14 protein-coding genes and 2 rRNA genes are annotated in these 16,779 nt (G+C 37.6%); 5 read left to right on the top strand and 11 right to left on the bottom strand.

Features of this window, described 5'->3' with window-relative positions; translation table 11 throughout:
* Positions 1-184: 184 nt before the first annotated feature.
* The 6 genes from purD to prmA all read right to left on the bottom strand — a co-directional run bounded on the left by purD (position 185) and on the right by prmA (position 6,656).
* A complete protein-coding gene (gene purD / locus AC27G3_RS12605; RefSeq protein ID WP_487122049.1) occupies positions 185-1,474 on the bottom strand; it encodes a phosphoribosylamine--glycine ligase in 1,290 nt (429 codons plus the stop codon).
* A gap of 30 nt (positions 1,475-1,504) precedes the next feature.
* Positions 1,505-2,314 carry a class I SAM-dependent methyltransferase gene (locus tag AC27G3_RS12600; protein WP_487122048.1) on the bottom strand — a complete coding sequence of 270 codons (810 nt, stop codon included), beginning with the start codon at positions 2,312-2,314 and terminating at the stop codon, positions 1,505-1,507.
* Between the two features lie 217 nt (positions 2,315-2,531).
* Positions 2,532-4,121: a bifunctional phosphoribosylaminoimidazolecarboxamide formyltransferase/IMP cyclohydrolase gene (gene purH, locus AC27G3_RS12595; protein ID WP_487122046.1), complete on the bottom strand. Its 1,590-nt coding sequence runs from the start codon at positions 4,119-4,121 to the stop codon at positions 2,532-2,534.
* Positions 4,122-4,291: 170 nt separating this feature from the next.
* On the bottom strand, positions 4,292-4,579 hold the full coding sequence (gene fis, locus AC27G3_RS12590; RefSeq protein WP_487122044.1) for a DNA-binding transcriptional regulator Fis: 288 nt from the start codon (positions 4,577-4,579) through the stop codon (positions 4,292-4,294).
* A gap of 32 nt (positions 4,580-4,611) precedes the next feature.
* Complete coding sequence (dusB, locus tag AC27G3_RS12585; protein ID WP_487122042.1) at positions 4,612-5,571, bottom strand: tRNA dihydrouridine synthase DusB; 960 nt, start codon at positions 5,569-5,571, stop codon at positions 4,612-4,614.
* A 203-nt stretch (positions 5,572-5,774) separates the two neighbouring features.
* A complete protein-coding gene (gene prmA / locus AC27G3_RS12580) occupies positions 5,775-6,656 on the bottom strand; it encodes a 50S ribosomal protein L11 methyltransferase (RefSeq protein WP_487122040.1) in 882 nt (293 codons plus the stop codon).
* 167 nt (positions 6,657-6,823) lie between these two features.
* Between prmA and AC27G3_RS12575 the strand changes: the two genes are divergently transcribed.
* The gene (locus AC27G3_RS12575; protein WP_487122038.1) at positions 6,824-7,789 is read left to right on the top strand and encodes a precorrin-2 dehydrogenase/sirohydrochlorin ferrochelatase family protein; all 966 of its coding nucleotides are present in this window, start codon (positions 6,824-6,826) and stop codon (positions 7,787-7,789) included.
* Between the two features lie 127 nt (positions 7,790-7,916).
* Here the strand turns inward: AC27G3_RS12575 and typA are convergent, their stop codons facing one another.
* The gene (typA, locus tag AC27G3_RS12570; RefSeq protein ID WP_487122036.1) at positions 7,917-9,734 is read right to left on the bottom strand and encodes a translational GTPase TypA; all 1,818 of its coding nucleotides are present in this window, start codon (positions 9,732-9,734) and stop codon (positions 7,917-7,919) included.
* A 361-nt stretch (positions 9,735-10,095) separates the two neighbouring features.
* Between typA and glnA the strand changes: the two genes are divergently transcribed.
* The 4 genes from glnA (at position 10,096) to glnG (ending at position 14,738) form a co-directional block, all read left to right on the top strand.
* A complete protein-coding gene (gene glnA / locus AC27G3_RS12565) occupies positions 10,096-11,502 on the top strand; it encodes a glutamate--ammonia ligase (protein ID WP_487122034.1) in 1,407 nt (468 codons plus the stop codon).
* 142 nt (positions 11,503-11,644) lie between these two features.
* Positions 11,645-12,163, top strand: a complete 519-nt coding sequence (locus AC27G3_RS12560) for a DUF4124 domain-containing protein (protein WP_487122032.1) — start codon at positions 11,645-11,647, stop codon at positions 12,161-12,163.
* A 77-nt stretch (positions 12,164-12,240) separates the two neighbouring features.
* A complete protein-coding gene (gene glnL / locus AC27G3_RS12555; protein ID WP_487122030.1) occupies positions 12,241-13,332 on the top strand; it encodes a nitrogen regulation protein NR(II) in 1,092 nt (363 codons plus the stop codon).
* 2 nt (positions 13,333-13,334) lie between these two features.
* On the top strand, positions 13,335-14,738 hold the full coding sequence (glnG, locus tag AC27G3_RS12550) for a nitrogen regulation protein NR(I) (RefSeq protein ID WP_487122029.1): 1,404 nt from the start codon (positions 13,335-13,337) through the stop codon (positions 14,736-14,738).
* A 32-nt stretch (positions 14,739-14,770) separates the two neighbouring features.
* Here glnG and AC27G3_RS12545 read toward each other — a convergent pair whose 3' ends face one another.
* The 4 genes from AC27G3_RS12545 to rrf (AC27G3_RS12530) all read right to left on the bottom strand — a co-directional run bounded on the left by AC27G3_RS12545 (position 14,771) and on the right by rrf (AC27G3_RS12530) (position 16,680).
* Positions 14,771-15,154 carry a MerC domain-containing protein gene (locus AC27G3_RS12545; protein ID WP_487122027.1) on the bottom strand — a complete coding sequence of 128 codons (384 nt, stop codon included), beginning with the start codon at positions 15,152-15,154 and terminating at the stop codon, positions 14,771-14,773.
* Positions 15,155-15,241: 87 nt separating this feature from the next.
* Positions 15,242-16,219 (bottom strand): elongation factor P--(R)-beta-lysine ligase, encoded by a 978-nt coding sequence (epmA, locus tag AC27G3_RS12540; RefSeq protein WP_487122026.1) that lies wholly within the window; start codon positions 16,217-16,219, stop codon positions 15,242-15,244.
* A gap of 105 nt (positions 16,220-16,324) precedes the next feature.
* Positions 16,325-16,456 (bottom strand): 5S ribosomal RNA (gene rrf / locus AC27G3_RS12535).
* Between the two features lie 109 nt (positions 16,457-16,565).
* Positions 16,566-16,680: ribosomal RNA gene (rrf, locus tag AC27G3_RS12530) — 5S ribosomal RNA — on the bottom strand.
* Positions 16,681-16,779 lie beyond the last annotated feature (99 nt).

The following is a 16,779-nucleotide window of genomic DNA, read 5'->3' as shown; positions in this document are numbered from 1 at the left end:
AATCATAGCCAGACTGATTAAAAAACGTACTAATTATAAAGGTGATCCGAGAGGTGTTTTGGAAAGCAGGTAAAGATCCGAGCTTTAACCTGCATAATAATTAATTCGATCTTGGTGAAAATCTTTTAACTACCTGAAATATAACGATCACCGATCCAGAGATTAACTTGGATTATCAGTTAAACTATTTTGTTATTTCTCGAGAAATCGCACGATAAGCAATATCGGTACGATAAAACATATCGTCCCAACTTATTTCATTGACTAACTCATAAGCAAGCTGCTGAGCTTCTGTAACTGAATGACCTAAAGCAGTAGCGCATAAAACACGACCGCCTGCGGTAACAACGTTTCCGCCTTTCATTGAAGTACCAGCATGAAACACTTTAGCGTTTTCACGGGTATTTGTTTGCAAACCAGAAATAACCATACCTTTAGCATAATCATTAGGGTAACCGCCTGCTGCCAACACAACACCAACGGCTGCTCGTTGATCAAACTCGATTGTTGCTTTATCTAACTCGCCATTACAAGCCATTAAACAAAGCTCAACTAAATCAGATTGCAAACGCATCATAATAGGTTGTGTTTCAGGGTCGCCAAAACGACAGTTATACTCTAAAACTTTAGCTGTGCCATCTTCAGCAATCATTAATCCTGCATAAAGAAAACCAGTATAAGTATTGCCTTCAGCTTTCATGCCATCAACTGTTGGACGTATTACATTTTCAATTGCCCAGTCATTCACAGCTTGTGTAACAACAGGTGCCGGAGAATAAGCCCCCATACCACCTGTGTTTGGACCTTTATCTCCATTATCACGAGCTTTGTGATCTTGTGATGAAGCGAATGGCAAAATATTTTCGCCATCAATCATGACAATAAAACTCGCTTCTTCACCTGTTAAAAACTCTTCAATAACCACACGAGAGCCAGCATCACCGAATTTGTTGCCTTCAAGCATATCATCAATGGCAATAAAAGCTTGTTGTTCATTTTCAGCAATAATAACGCCTTTGCCTGCTGCTAAACCATCCGCTTTAATGACAATAGGCGTCCCCTGTTGACGAACATATTCTTTGGCTTCACTAATGTTAGTAAAGTTTTGATAAGTCGCCGTAGGTATTTTATGACGAGCGAAGAAATCTTTTGAAAAAGCTTTTGAACCTTCAAGCTGTGCAGCGCCTTTAGTCGGTCCAAAAATAGCGAGTCCTTGTGCTCTGAAAGTATCAACAACACCATCAACTAAAGGTGCTTCAGGACCAACAATGGTTAATTCAACATTATTTTCTTTAACAAAAGTTAATAAAGCAGGAATATCGGTAGCGCTAATTGCTACATTTTCTAACTTATCTTCTGTTGTTGTGCCTGCATTACCTGGCGCAACAAAAACCTGTGAAACGTTTGCCGATTGCGCTGCTTTCCACGCCAAAGCATGTTCACGACCACCACCACCAATAACCAATACTTTCATTTTTATTTCCTAGAATATTAGAAACAGCACTTATTTAAGTGCTGGCTTTATAAATTTTAATGTCATGCGATCGCTTTCGCCAATCGCGAGGTATTTTTCTTTATCTTTATCGCCTAAAGCTAAACTTGGCGGTAATGTCCAAACACCTTTAGGGTGGTTGGCATTATCTTTAGCATTAGCATTTATTTCACTACTAGCAGCTAATACAAAGCCTGCATCTTTCGCTAATTTAACTACCATGGCTGTAGGCATATAACCGCTTTTCTTGTTGGCTTCCCAATCTTGAGAAGCAGGCATACGGTGTTCAACGACACCTAAAATGCCACCCGCTTTCAATGCATTAAAAGAGTCTTTAAACACTTGGGCAACCCCTTCCTCACCCCAGTTATGTAAATTACGGAATGTAAGGACTAAATCAGCACTGTTTTTCGGCGCTAAAGTGCTTTCTTTTTTAGGGGTAAAATCGGTTAATTCTACTTCACTAAAAATAGCATTATCGGCAATCTTTTTTTCTAAACGTTGACGTGATTTACTGTAGTAATTATCTTCACCAGTATCAGGGTAATGTGCACCGTATAATTTACCATGATCTTTTAAAGCAGGCGCTAGAATTTCAGTATACCAGCCACCACCAGGAGTAATTTCAACAACTGTCATTGATGGCTCAAAACCAAAGAATTTTAATGTTGCTTCTGGATGGCGATAAACATCACGCGCTTTATTTTTATCGCTTCGGGCACCGCTTTCAATAGCACTTTGAAGATCTGTAGGGCCATGAGCGTTAGCTAAACCGGATGATAAAAGGCTCACACTAAGCACAGATGCGCTTAATATTGACATTAGATTATTTTTTTTGAATACTTTTTTAGTAAATAACATAGTTTATTTTCCATTAACTTTAAGTAAATAGGCGAATTTATTTGAGTAACTCAAAAGAACTAGACTAGTTATAACAGAAATAACTTATAGATAAAGTGTAATTATCGTGTGATAACGACTCTTTATCTAAATGTCATGCATTAACTCTTAAATGAGGCTCTTGCGAGCCTCAACAAGCTTAGTGACGGAAGTGACGCATACCGGTAAAGACCATAGCAATGCCATGCTCATCTGCTGCGGCAATAACTTCATCATCACGCATTGAACCACCAGGCTGAATAACAGCAGTTATACCGGCTTCAGCCGCCGCATCTAATCCATCACGGAATGGGAAAAATGCATCAGATGCCATAACAGAGCCTTTTACTTCTAAGTTTTCATCTGCTGCTTTAATACCGGCAACTTTAGCAGAATATACTCGGCTCATTTGACCTGCGCCTACACCAATAGTCATACTGTTTTTTACATAGACAATCGCATTTGACTTAACATACTTAGCTACTTTCCAACAAAATTGTAAATCTCTAAATTCGTCTTCAGTAGGTTGGCGTTTAGTGACTACTTTTAAGTCATCACTTGAAACACTGCCTTGATCGCGATCTTGAACCAATAAGCCACCATTAACGCGCTTATAATCTAAACCTGTTGTTTGAGTATCCCACTGACCACACTCTAATAAACGAAGGTTAGGTTTAGCTGACACAATTTGTGCTGCTGCAGCTGATACACTAGGTGCAATAATCACTTCAACAAATTGACGAGAAACAATAGCTTCTGCAGTATCAGCGTCTAATTCACGGTTAAAAGCAATAATACCACCAAAGGCTGACGTTGGATCGGTTTTATAGGCACCTTCGTAAGCAGCTAAAATATTATCGCCAATTGAAACACCACAAGGGTTAGCGTGCTTAACAATAACACAAGCAGGTTCATCAAATTCTTTCACACATTCAAGTGCTGCATCTGTATCAGCAATATTATTATACGATAATGCTTTACCTTGTAATTGTTTTGCGGTTGATACGGATGCTTCTTCAGGGTTCGCTTCTACATAAAACGCTGCTTGTTGATGAGAGTTTTCACCATAGCGTAAATCTTCAGTTTTAATAAATTGACTATTAAACGTGCGTGGAAACTTACTTGCTTCAGTGCCTGCTTCGCTATGATGAGCCGGTAACATTTTACCAAAATAATTAGCAATCATGCCGTCATAAGCAGCAGTATGTTCGTAAGCGGCAATAGCTAAATCGAAACGTGTTTGGTAAGACAATGAATCATTGTTACTGTCCATTTCTGCTAATACGCGTGTATAGTCGCTTGCATTAACAACGATGGTAACATCTTTATGATTTTTTGCTGCCGCACGTACCATTGTCGGTCCGCCGATATCGATGTTTTCAATCGCATTTTCTAATGAACAGTTTTCATCAGCTACTGCATTAGCAAATGGATACAAGTTAACCACTACAATATCAATTGCGCTAATATTGTTTTCTGCCATCACAGCTTCGTCTGTACCACGACGTGCTAAGATCCCACCGTGTACTTTAGGGTGAAGCGTTTTTACACGGCCGTCCATAATCTCAGGGTGTCCGGTGTATTCAGAAACTTCGGTAACTTTAATGCCGCTGTCGGCTAATAATTTGGCAGTACCGCCAGTTGATAAAATATCAACACCTTTTTGAGCTAAACTACGAGCAAAATCAACAATACCAGTTTTATCAGAAACACTAAGTAGTGCGCGTTTAATTGGGCGTGGAGTATCCATTACTATCTTGTAACCTTAAAATAAGTTGTGTCTGGCCTATGACATATATCCTTGGCGGTTCTCATTTGAGAGTGTGAAAGAAAACTTTTTTCCTTCCCTACATTTTAATCCTTTAAAATGTCAAAAAGCACCCGAAGGTGCTTTCAAAAGCAAACAATAATTGCTTACTATTAATTCATGCCGTATTTTTTTAACTTCTTACGTAAAGTACCGCGGTTAATACCTAACAAGTTAGCTGCACGGGTTTGGTTACCACGCGTATACTTCATTACTTCTTCAAGCATCGGCGCTTCAATTTCAGAAAGTACAAGGTCGTACATGTCATCAACATCATTGCCATTTAATTGCGATAAGTAGTTACTGATCGCTATTTTAGCTTGTGTGCGCAATGGTGAAGCTTTAGTTTGTGCTTGTAAGTCACCGGTAACAAATGGAGAGGAAATATTTTGTTCAAACATAAAAGTTAGACTCTTTCTTAAATTAAATAAAATCAGTGTTCAAAATACAAATTTAATGATTCGAGTTGTTCTTCAACTGACAACAAACCATTAAAAGCAGATCTAAACGTTTTCTCTTGATCATGCTGTTGCATATACCAAGAAACATGCTTTCGGGCAATTCTTACACCCATAAATTCACCATAGAAGGCGTGTAATTCCTTTACGTGGCCAATTAAAATTGAACCAACTTCTTCTATAGTTGGAGCCGATAAATGCGTGCCAGTTTTCAAGAAATGATTAATTTCCCTGAATATCCAAGGACGTCCTTGGGCTGCACGACCAATCATTATTGCATCAGCTCCGGTGTAACTTAATACTTGCTCAGCTTTTTCTACTGAGGTTATATCACCATTCGCAACAACAGGAATTGACACTGCTTGCTTAATTGCTCTAATCGTATCGTATTCAGCTGCACCTTTATAAAAGTCACAGCGAGTTCGACCATGTACAGCTAAAGATTGAATACCATTAGCTTCTGCAATTTTCGCAATTTCAATACCATTGCGCGAATTTTCACACCAACCTGTGCGAATTTTTAGAGTGACTGGAATACTTACCGCATTCACCACAGCTTTAACAATTTGTTCAACTTGTGATGGAGCTTTAAGTAATGCAGATCCCGCTAATTTTTTATTTACCTTTTTTGCAGGGCACCCCATATTGATATCAATAATTTGAGCGCCATTATTTGCATTAACCTGAGCTGCATGTGCCATTTCTTCAGGATCAGAACCCGCGATTTGTACCGCTCTAATTCCTGCCTCATCGCCATGTAACATTCTGAGTTTAGATTTTTCGGTATTCCATACTTTAGGGTTAGCTGAAAGCATTTCGGATACCGCCATACCAGCCCCCATTCGACAACACAGTTGTCTAAAAGGTTGATCAGTAATTCCCGCCATGGGCGCTAAAATTACATTATTGGCTAATTGGTAAGGACCTATATTCACAGTGCTGTTTTTTTGAGCTCTTGGTCAAAAGGGCGCTCAGTGTACGCGTTTTTATTGCAATTGCAAAGCATATAAATTGAACAATATTTGATTTTTTTCGCGTTTTTAATATTGACTTTTTCTAAATGATTGATGCGTGCGAAATTCGTACGTTTAATCACAAATTTCGTACACATTTTTAATGAATTTTCTAGTAGATTTTGTTATTTACGCGTGCCATTTAATCGCACCCACTCTTCTTGAATTGTCACCTGAGACATATTGCACCATTGCCCATAAATAGTTTGTAATTCCTGAGCTTGGTTTTCCAGTACTCCCGAAAGTGCTAAATCGCCTTTCTCACCGACAAATTGCATAATGGTGGGCGCTAATTCTCGTAATGGACCGGCCAGAATATTAGCCACGACTACATCGGCCGTTAAGCTGGGTTGATCTTTTGGTAGATACAACTCAAGTCTGTCTTCAACCTTGTTCCGTTGCGCATTAGCCAGACTCGCTTGCAATGCTTGTGGGTCAATATCAATTCCGATGACCTTTTTCGCGCCTAATTTCAATGCAGCAAGTGATAAAATTCCTGAGCCACAACCAAAATCGACAACCGTTTTATCGGCTAAATCTAAACCATCTAACCAAGTTAAACACAATGCCGTTGTTGGATGAGTACCTGTACCAAAAGCCAAACCTGGATCTAACATAACATTTACAGCATCAGGCTCAGGTACATCTCGCCAGCTAGGACAGATCCATAATCGCTCGCCAAATTTCATTGGGTGAAAGTTATCCATCCATTCCCTCTCCCAATCTTTATCCTCGAGTTGCTCTAGCTTGTATTGCATCGATTCTTTATCAGGATGGATACTTTTGAGGTAAGTTAATACTTTATCCATATCGTAGCTTGCATCATACAAACCCATAACAACGGTATTCGACCAATAAATGACTTCATCGCCAGGTAATGGCTCGTATATTGGAGTATCTTGCGCATCAATAAAAGTGACTGCCTTTGCACCGCAAGCAGAAAGCCAATCACTGTACTTTTCTGCGGTTTCTTCATCGGCACTTAATCTAAGTTGTATCCAAGGCATGATAAATCTCTGTTGATCTGTTAAATATTTTATTGCGTTAGTTTATCATTCATGACTCAACAAAATATAGTGCTATCCAACATCTTGTTGTTAGAAGCTATACTCAGCAAAGTCTTCATAGTAGGATAGTTAAGCGAATTTCCCTTACAGTTAACCATGATATTACAATGAAATATTTTCCTATTTTCCTTGATGCTAAAAACATTAACGCAATAATTATTGGCGGGGGTGATGTAGCCGCGCGTAAAATTGACTTATTGTTAAAGTCGACGACTAAAATTACTATTATGTCAGCGCAACTGAGCGCCAGTGTTGATGCTTTAATAGATAAGCATCAGTTAACTTGGTTGCCCCATAATTATCAAGCTGGATTACTCAGTGACAAGAATTTAGTGATAGCTGCCACTGACAATACCGAAATCAATACATTAGTATATCAAGAAGCAAGTGCGTTAAAAATTTTGGTTAATGTTGTTGACCAACCTCAATTATGTAGCTACATCACGCCTTCGATAATTGATCGTGCCCCGATGATCATCGCGTTGTCGAGTTCTGGCAGTGCACCAATTTTGATCAGGATGTTGCGTGAGCAAATAGAGAAAGTATTACCAGACAATTACGGCTTGCTTGCCGATTTTTCTTTAAAATTTCGTGATCATGTAAAAGCAAGAATTAAAGGAATTAGAAATCGTCGTACTTTTTGGGAAAACACTTTAAGAGGCGCTATTGGAGAACAAATTTTAGCAGGAGATACAAACTCTGCTGAGCAACAACTTATTAGCAGTTTAAAAACCGAAGTCCTTCCTCCTACAGGTGAGATTGTTTTCGTTCATACTCAAGATGGAAATCCAGATAACCTAACATTAAAAGCGCATAGGGAATTACAATTTGCCGATGCTGTATTTTATGATGATGAAGTTAATATTGCGTTAATTGAGTATGTAAGACGTGATGCTGATAAATACCCGCAAAGTATTGCTTCCTCACTGATGATTAATTTTCAGCATGCCATTGAATTAGCAGAGAAAGGACAAAAGGTTATTTACTTTTTAGCTGGTTTTGAGCCTTTACCTGAAAACGAAGCGTTATCGATGAGTAAAGTCATTAAAAAACATATCATTAGTGGTGGATAAACCGTTAACTAAATTTGAAGATTGACTTATCTACAATGACTTAGCGCTTAATAAAAAAAACCGTGTAATATTAAGCTATTACACGGTTTTTTTTATCGCAATGCTTTTAAATTAATAACATGACCAATTATTTAGCAGCTCTGCCTTCACGCTTACGATCGCTCTCTTTCAAGAATTTTTTACGAATACGTATGCTTTCAGGTGTAACTTCAACTAATTCATCATTATCAATAAATTCTAGAGCTTGCTCTAACGTCATAATAATAGGTGGTGTTAATACTTGTGCTTCATCGGTACCTGATGAACGAACGTTAGTTAACTGCTTACCTTTAAGTGCATTAACAGTTAAATCGTTATCACGACTATGAATTCCGATAATCTGTCCTTCATAGATTTCTAATCCATGACCGATCATCATGCGTCCGCGAGATTGTAAATTAAATAATGCGTTGGTTAATGCTTTACCTGTCGCATTCGCTATCATTACACCATTTAAACGTTGACCAATATCGCCACCTTTATGGGGGCCATATTCATAGAACGTATGATAAATTAAGCCTGAACCTGACGTTAATGTCATAAATTCAGTTTGGAAACCGATTAAACCACGACTTGGCATAATGAAATCCATACGGATACGGCCAGTACCATCTGGTGCCATGTCTGTTAGTTCAGCTTTACGAACACCCATTTTTTCCATGATGGAACCTTGATGCTGTTCTTCCACATCAATCGTTACCGTTTCATAAGGTTCGTGTAATACGCCGTCAATTTCACGTTCAATAACTTCTGGACGAGATACCGCTAACTCATAACCTTCACGACGCATGTTTTCAATTAATATACCTAGGTGAAGTTCACCACGGCCTGATACTTTAAATTTATCCGGATCATCTAATTGCTCAACACGAAGCGCAACATTATGTACTAATTCTTTTTCTAAACGATCTTTAATGTTTCTTGAAGTAACAAACTTACCTTCTTTACCACAAAATGGTGAAGTATTTACTTGGAAAGTCATGTTGATAGTCGGCTCATCGATTGAAAGCGCTGGTAAGCTTTCAACTTCATTTGGACAACAAATCGTATCTGAAATTTTTAACTCACCTAAACCGGTAATCGCAATAATGTCACCTGCTTGAGCTAGCTCTGTTTCATGGCGATCAAGTCCTAGGTAACCAAACACTTTACCAACTTTACCGTTATGTAGGTTGCCTGCTGCACATTTTACTGTCACTTGTTGGTTAGGCTTAACGCTACCACGAGTGATTCGTCCAACACCAATTACACCTAAATATGAGCTGTAATCAAGTTGAGAAATTTGCATTTGGAAGGCACCATCTGGATCAGCTTGTGGTGAAGGAACTTCGCTAACAATAGTGTTAAACAATGGCATCATGTCTGTGCCTGTTTCACCTTCATCTAATGTAGCCCAACCATTGATTGCTGATGCATAGACAACTTTAAAGTCAAGTTGTTCATCTGTAGCGCCAAGGTTATCAAACAATTCAAATACTTGATCCATTACCCAATCAGGACGAGAACCTGGCTTGTCAATTTTGTTAATAACAACAATAGGCTTTAACCCTTGAGCAAAAGCTTTTTGCGTAACAAAACGCGTTTGTGGCATAGGGCCTTCTTGAGCATCAACAATTAATAACACTGAATCAACCATCGACATAACACGCTCAACCTCGCCACCGAAATCGGCGTGACCAGGAGTGTCTACGATATTAATACGGTAATCGTTCCAGTTTACAGCCGTATTCTTGGCTAGAATCGTAATACCACGTTCTTTTTCGATATCATTTGAATCCATTACACGTTCGTCATGCCCTACACGTGCATCCAAAGTCCCTGATTGCTCAAGTAACTTATCAACTAAGGTGGTTTTACCATGATCGACATGGGCGATGATGGCTACATTACGTAATTTATCTAACACTGGCGTTACTCACTTTAATAAAAATAATTCTAAAATAGCTCTAGAATATTTCAAAAATTTAATAGGGCTTTAATTGGGCGCATATTATACAGGAGTAATTCAAATAAAGATAACAATTAGTTTTATATCAAAAAAGATGGCTATTTTACCAACTATCGTTAAGCTATAGCTTACATTTAGTGCAACAAAAACCAGAGTGCACCAACCTGATCCACCGAACGCACCAACACAGTGCAAAAGATGGATAAGGAAAACAAAAAAGTCTTAAATATCAATAACATTATCATTGGCATGGTTCTAGCTTTATAGGGCTAACAGATTAATTTATACATAAACTTACTAAAAATATCGGAGACAATTTATGTCACAAGCAGTTTTAGATCTAATCAAAGAACAGGATGTTAAATTTGTAGACCTTCGTTTTACTGATTCGAAAGGTAAAGAACAACATGTTTCAATTCCTCATCACCAAGTTGATGAAGATTTTTTCGAAGATGGAAAAATGTTTGATGGTTCATCTATTGAAGGCTGGAAAGGTATAGATGAGTCTGACATGGTGCTTATGCCTGATGCTGATTCTGTGGTATTAGACCCATTTACTGATGCGGTAACTTTAAATATCCGTTGTGACATTGTTGAACCAAATACAATGCAAGGTTATAGCCGCGATCCACGCTCTGTTGCAAAGCGTGCTGAAGAATATTTATGTAGCACGGGTATTGCAGATACTGTATTAATTGGTCCTGAACCAGAGTTCTTCTTATTTGATGACGTACGTTTTAGTACTGACATGAGCGGTTCTTTCTACAAAATTGATGACAAAGAAGCTGCTTGGAATTCAGGTACAGAATACGAAGAAGGCAACATGGGACATCGTCCTGGTGTTAAAGGCGGTTATTTCCCAGTATCACCAGTGGATTCATCACAAGACTTACGTTCTGCGATGTGTTTAGTTATGGAAGAAATGGGCTTAGTTGTTGAAGCACATCATCATGAAGTTGCTACTTGTGGTCAAAATGAAATCGCTTGCCGTTTTAATACTTTAGTTAAAAAAGCCGATGAAGTTCAAATTTATAAATACGTTGTTCATAACGTAGCTCATGCATACGGCAAAACAGCTACCTTTATGCCTAAACCACTTGTTGGCGATAACGGTTCAGGTATGCATGTTCACCAATCATTAGCGAAAGACGGTGTAAACTTATTTGCTGGTGATAAATACGGCGGTTTATCTGAATTAGCTATTTACTACATTGGCGGTATCATCAAGCATGCTAAAGCACTTAATGCATTTACTAACCCTTCAACTAACTCTTATAAGCGCTTAGTTCCTCATTTTGAAGCACCGGTAATGCTTGCTTATTCAGCTCGTAACCGTTCTGCGTCTATTCGTATTCCAATTGTTCCTTCTCCAAAAGCTATGCGTATTGAAGCTCGCTTCCCTGATCCAGCAGCTAACCCATATTTAGCTTTCACTGCTTTATTAATGGCTGGCCTTGACGGTATTAAAAATAAAATCCACCCTGGCGATGCTATGGATAAAGATTTATACGACTTACCGGCAGAAGAAGCAGCAACGATCCCTCAAGTAGCTACATCGCTTGAAGATGCACTTCAAAGTTTAGAAGCTGATTATGAATTCTTAACTGCAGGTGGTGTAATGGACAAAGACATGATTGATGCATATGTTCAACTTAAACGTGAAGAGTCTCAACTTGTAAACATGACAACTCATCCATTAGAGTTTGAATTATATTACAGCGTTTAATTGTTAATGAATTATTAATATTACGTTTTATTTACTCGTAATGATAAAAAAAGCTCACTTAGGTGAGCTTTTTTGTAGCTAATATACGATAATTTGGATAGATTATTAAATAATTACTTGTATGGAGACAGTAAATTAAATCATGATTAAATATTTCGTCGCAACTTTATTAATCTTTTGCCTCGCAACACCTGTGTGGGCGGCCTCGACGAAAATATACGTTTGGCGCAATGAAGCTGGTGTATTAGTTTTTTCTGACAGCCCTCGTGCTGGCGCTGAAGAAGTAAAATTAAAACCAGAATCTGCCGTAGTACCAATGATGAAAGTCGAAACTTCCCTTCTTGATATAAAGCCCAAAGAACTCAACGATGAATATAGTGTTATAATAACTCAACCTAAAAATAATGCCACCATAAGAGATAACACGGGATCAATATTTATTAGCGGGGGAATAAAGCCTATCTTTCAACGGGGTTTTAAAATACAGCTATACGTAGATGGTAAAGCTCACCAAGGACCACAAAAACACACCCTATTTTCATTAAAAAATATTGATAGAGGTGAACATCAAATCAAAATGGAACTAATTGATAAAGCAGGCAAGGTTATTGCATCATCAGAGGTAACTACCTTTTATATGCACAGAGCCTCGGTTAATTAGCCTATTCAGTGCAAATAAAGCAATTATTCAGTAAACTGAATTAAATAGAGCACCAAATTGGTGCAAAAGGTTTTAGCTTGCACAATCGCCAGAAAATTCAAGACTTGAAATTAAGTTACCAACAACAGTTAGCCAATCAAATGGTTAACGCTGTTGTGGTACTTGACGAAAAATTAACCATTCAATATTTAAACCCTGCAGCTGAAGCGTTATTAATAAAAAGTTTAAACAAACTATTCGGTTTAAAATTTACTGATGTTTTTCTCTCCAAAGAACTTGACAGTAATTGCTTAACAGAGTTATTTGATACAGGGCAAGAGTTTACTAATAACGATGTTATTGTTGAGTTTATAGATGGAGGCCGTATTACGATTGAAGTAACAGCATCCTCTGTTGAGTTTAATAAAACGAATCACCTTTTATTAGAATTTAAGCGCATAGATCAACAAAAACAAATCAGTTTAGATGTATTTCAACAACAGCAATGGGAATCAGCTCGAGACTTAATAAAAGGGTTAGCACATGAAATTAAAAACCCGTTAGGCGGATTAAGAGGTGCTGCACAGTTACTTAGTAAAGAATTGAATCAAGATCAGCAAGAATATACCGAAATGATTATTGAGCAAGCAGACCGACTCACCAACTTAGTTGACCGTTTGTTAGGCCCTAATCAACTTCCTAAAATGACTGAACAAAATGTCCATTTAGTATTAGAAAAAGTCCATCAGCTTATTTCATATGATGAAAGTAAAGGAATCGCGCTAAAACGCGACTACGACCCTTCTATTCCTGATATTGTCTTCGATGAAGACAAGTTACAACAGGCTATATTAAATATAGCTAACAATGCCAGCCAAGTATTAGATCATAAAGGGATCATTACTTTAAAAACTAGAATTGCGAGTAATCAAACCATTAATGGTAAGCGCATAAAGTTATGTATTCAAATAAGCATTATCGATAATGGGCCAGGTATTCCTTTAAACATACAAGATACACTATTTTATCCAATGGTTTCGGGCCGAGAAAATGGTACGGGTTTAGGCTTATCTATATCACAAACCCTTATACACCAACATCAAGGAAAATTATCATGTATTAGTCGACCCGGTCACACAGAATTTAAAATTTTATTACCCCTTTTTGAAAACTATAGCGCAGAGAATTAATCATGAACACTGAACAAGTTTGGATAGTAGACGATGACAGTTCGATAAGATGGGTCCTTGAAAAGGCATTAACAGGCGCCAATATCAGCTCAGCTTCTTTTGACAGTGCGGATAATTTACTTAGCGCATTATTACACGATCAACCTGAAGTTATTATTTCAGATATACGTATGCCGAATATGGACGGGATGACTTTACTCAATAAAATTAGTGAACAACATCCTAATATACCCGTTATTATTATAACTGCACATTCTGATCTTGATAGTGCTGTAAATGCTTACCAAGGTGGGGCCTTTGAATACCTGCCAAAACCTTTTGATATTGATGACGCTGTCGCCCTAAGTAAACGTGCAATTACACATGCTAGAGAGACAAAAGCCAAAAATAAGAAACAAGATGATTCCCCTGCACCTGTTGGGATCATTGGTGAAGCTCCAGCTATGCAGGAGGTTTTTCGTGCTATCGGTCGGTTATCACGTTCAAGTATTAGTGTATTAATCAATGGTGAATCTGGAACAGGTAAAGAGTTAGTTGCCCACGCCTTGCACATGCATAGCCCTAGAGCAAAACAACCTTTTATCCCCCTTAACATGGCTGCAATACCCAAAGATTTAATCGAATCAGAGCTTTTTGGCCATGAGAAAGGTGCATTTACAGGAGCAAATGCTGTTAGACACGGAAGATTTGAACAAGCCCATAATGGCACACTCTTTCTTGATGAAATAGGCGATATGCCCCTTGATATTCAAACCCGTCTTTTACGTGTACTAGCTGAAGGGCAATTTTACCGTGTTGGCGGTCACTCTCCGATAAAAGTAGATGTTAGAATAATTGCTGCAACCCATCAAAATCTTGAAGAAAGAGTTAACAAGAATGAATTTAGAGAAGATCTATTTCATCGACTTAATGTAATCAGAATACAGTTACCAAGTTTAAGAGAAAGAAAAGAAGATATAGAACAGCTTGCAAATCACTTTTTAAAATTAGCATCACAGGAACTCAGTGTCGAACAGAAGCTTCTACATAAAGATGCTGTTAAATATCTGACTCAATCAAATTGGCCTGGCAATGTTCGACAATTAGAAAATATTTGTCGATTCTTAACAGTAATGGCGAGCGGTAAAGAAATTCTTGTCGAAGATATGCCTTCAGAATTAAACCAACGCGCGACGGAAGTAACTACAGGACAAACTTGGCAGGAATCACTTAGCTTCTGGATGGATGAACAATTGGCCTCGGGACGTAGTGCTATTTTAGATGATGCTCTGCCTGAATTTGAAAGAATTATGCTCGATAGAGCCTTAGTTTACACTCAAGGACATAAGCAAGAAGCAGCTAAAAAACTAGGTTGGGGAAGAAATACTTTAACAAGAAAATTAAAAGATTTAGATATTACGCTATAGCAGCGTTTAATAATATGTAGGTTGCTAATTAATTAGCTAGATTGGCAACCTTCATCTGTACATGCTTTACAACTATTACATAGTTTTAAATTGATAAAGTGGGCAGCAACAATTAATGAAGCACCTATAACAATGAAGAACACTTCTAGTTCTTCAGAAAAATCATGTTTAACCCAATAAATTCCAACGCCTAAAAAAAGTAAGTAAAATGGGTATAGTTTACGATGATAACGTTTAAATCCTGAAAACAAAGCAATTGAGCCTAAGATTGCAGTAGAGATTAAGAACATATGTTCCCAAGAATGATCAGCTAAAAAGCCCAACCCTAATAAAGGTAAAGCAGGTAACAACACAGGCAGCAATATGCAATGTAAGGCACATAACGATGTCGCTGTAATTCCTATTCTATCGAGCATTAATTTAAAACCTGTAAGCAAACTATCGGATCATGAAATTTCAATATGAGATAGTATCACAATTGATATAATATCACATTATTTAATTTACCCGTTTTCTACAGTAAAACTCATCACTTGTTTAATATGCTCTAAATCTAATGCTAACATTAACAAGCGATCTATCCCTAAAGCTACACCGGAGCATTGAGGCAGACCTGAATTTAGCGCTGCCAAAAATTTTCTATCAATCGGCTTTTCAACAAGGCCATTTGCTTTCCGCTTCTCATTATCTAAATTAAAGCGAGTTAACTGCTGCTTAGCATCAGTTAACTCATTAAAACCATTAACTAACTCTACCCCTTTAAAGTAGCATTCAAATCTATGCGCAACTCGTGGATCATCCTCACAAAGTTGCGCAAGGGAGGCTTGAGAGCTTGGAAAATTATAAACAAAACAAGGAACTTCTTGCCCTATACAAGGCTCAATAATTTCGCTAAAAACGTACTGCAATAAGGTATCAATATTAGATTCAACTTCTAACCAGTTAGATAACTTGTTATTGTCTTTAATTATCTTAATTAACTGGTTACGAGATGCCGTTAAAGGGTCAATATCAACAATGTTTAAAAAAGCATCTTGATAGGTAATTTTTTCAGGTTTTTCACATTTAAGAGTTACAATCAGTAATTCTGCTACTTCATCCATTAATTCAAAATGATCAAAGCCTAAACGATACCATTCAAGTATTGTGAACTCAGGGTTATGAAATCGCCCATATTCTTCATGTCTAAAAGCTTTACAGATTTGAAAAATAGAGCCATAACCAGCGGCAATTAATCGTTTCATGGCAAATTCAGGTGAAGTCTGTAAATAAAGTGGAGTGGACTGTTCATCGCATGAATCGCTAAGAAATTTATAGTTGCATGTAAAAGCTTCTAAATGAACATCTGTCGTAGTGTTACTTGTTAACTGTGGCGTTTCAACTTCTACCACATCTCGCGTTATAAAGAACGATCTGATCGATTGAAGTATTTTCATACGTTCCTTTGCATTTTCCCAAGAAAGTGTTGGTTGCCATGACATATAAGTGATCCTGATTTTCTTGTTTGATAATAAAATTACGAATTAAAATAATATAAACTTTAAACGAAAAAAGCCCTTGTCGATAGACAAGGGCTTAAATTAGAAGTTTAGCAATGTCACGCTACGCTCTCATATAGGCTTTTTTGTAACATAAGTCACACAACCATCGGCGCTGACACATTTCACTTCTGAGTTCGAAATGGGATCAGGTATGACTATTTCGCTATTATCGCTAGACAGAAACTTTAATTATTTAAATAACTTTAAGAAAAATTATAAAGTAAGCTAAATAATAAAACTTTAGCAAAAAGCCCGTCACTTTCGTAACGGGCTTTTCTAAAAGGAAGCCTAGCAATGTCCTACTCTCACATGGGAACTCCCACACTACCATCGGCGCTAACACATTTCACTTCTGAGTTCGGAATGGGATCAGGTGGGACTATGTCGCTATTGTCGCTAGACAGAAACTTTAATTATTTAAATAACTTTAAGAGAAATCATAAAGTAAGCTAAATAATTAAAACTTTAGCAAAAAGCCCGTCACTTTCGTAACGGGCTTT

It is taken from the genome of Colwellia sp. SU-HH01217, from assembly GCF_057543495.1.
The sequence above is the reverse complement of the archived record's forward strand: the minus strand, read 5'-3'. Positions and strand labels throughout refer to the sequence as shown.

What these genes read in the sequence shown, in the direction of transcription:
- purH (WP_487122046.1), bottom strand. Translation starts at nt 4,121, where the DNA reads ATGGATACTCCACGCCCAATTAAACGCGCACTACTTAGTGTTTCTGAT.
- AC27G3_RS12560 (WP_487122032.1), top strand. Translation starts at nt 11,645, where the DNA reads ATGATTAAATATTTCGTCGCAACTTTATTAATCTTTTGCCTCGCAACA.
- fis (WP_487122044.1), bottom strand. Translation starts at nt 4,579, where the DNA reads ATGTTTGAACAAAATATTTCCTCTCCATTTGTTACCGGTGACTTACAA.
- prmA (WP_487122040.1), bottom strand. Translation starts at nt 6,656, where the DNA reads ATGCCTTGGATACAACTTAGATTAAGTGCCGATGAAGAAACCGCAGAA.
- glnA (WP_487122034.1), top strand. Translation starts at nt 10,096, where the DNA reads ATGTCACAAGCAGTTTTAGATCTAATCAAAGAACAGGATGTTAAATTT.
- AC27G3_RS12545 (WP_487122027.1), bottom strand. Translation starts at nt 15,154, where the DNA reads ATGCTCGATAGAATAGGAATTACAGCGACATCGTTATGTGCCTTACAT.
- AC27G3_RS12600 (WP_487122048.1), bottom strand. Translation starts at nt 2,314, where the DNA reads ATGTCAATATTAAGCGCATCTGTGCTTAGTGTGAGCCTTTTATCATCC.
- glnG (WP_487122029.1), top strand. Translation starts at nt 13,335, where the DNA reads ATGAACACTGAACAAGTTTGGATAGTAGACGATGACAGTTCGATAAGA.
- purD (WP_487122049.1), bottom strand. Translation starts at nt 1,474, where the DNA reads ATGAAAGTATTGGTTATTGGTGGTGGTGGTCGTGAACATGCTTTGGCG.
- AC27G3_RS12575 (WP_487122038.1), top strand. Translation starts at nt 6,824, where the DNA reads ATGAAATATTTTCCTATTTTCCTTGATGCTAAAAACATTAACGCAATA.
- epmA (WP_487122026.1), bottom strand. Translation starts at nt 16,219, where the DNA reads ATGTCATGGCAACCAACACTTTCTTGGGAAAATGCAAAGGAACGTATG.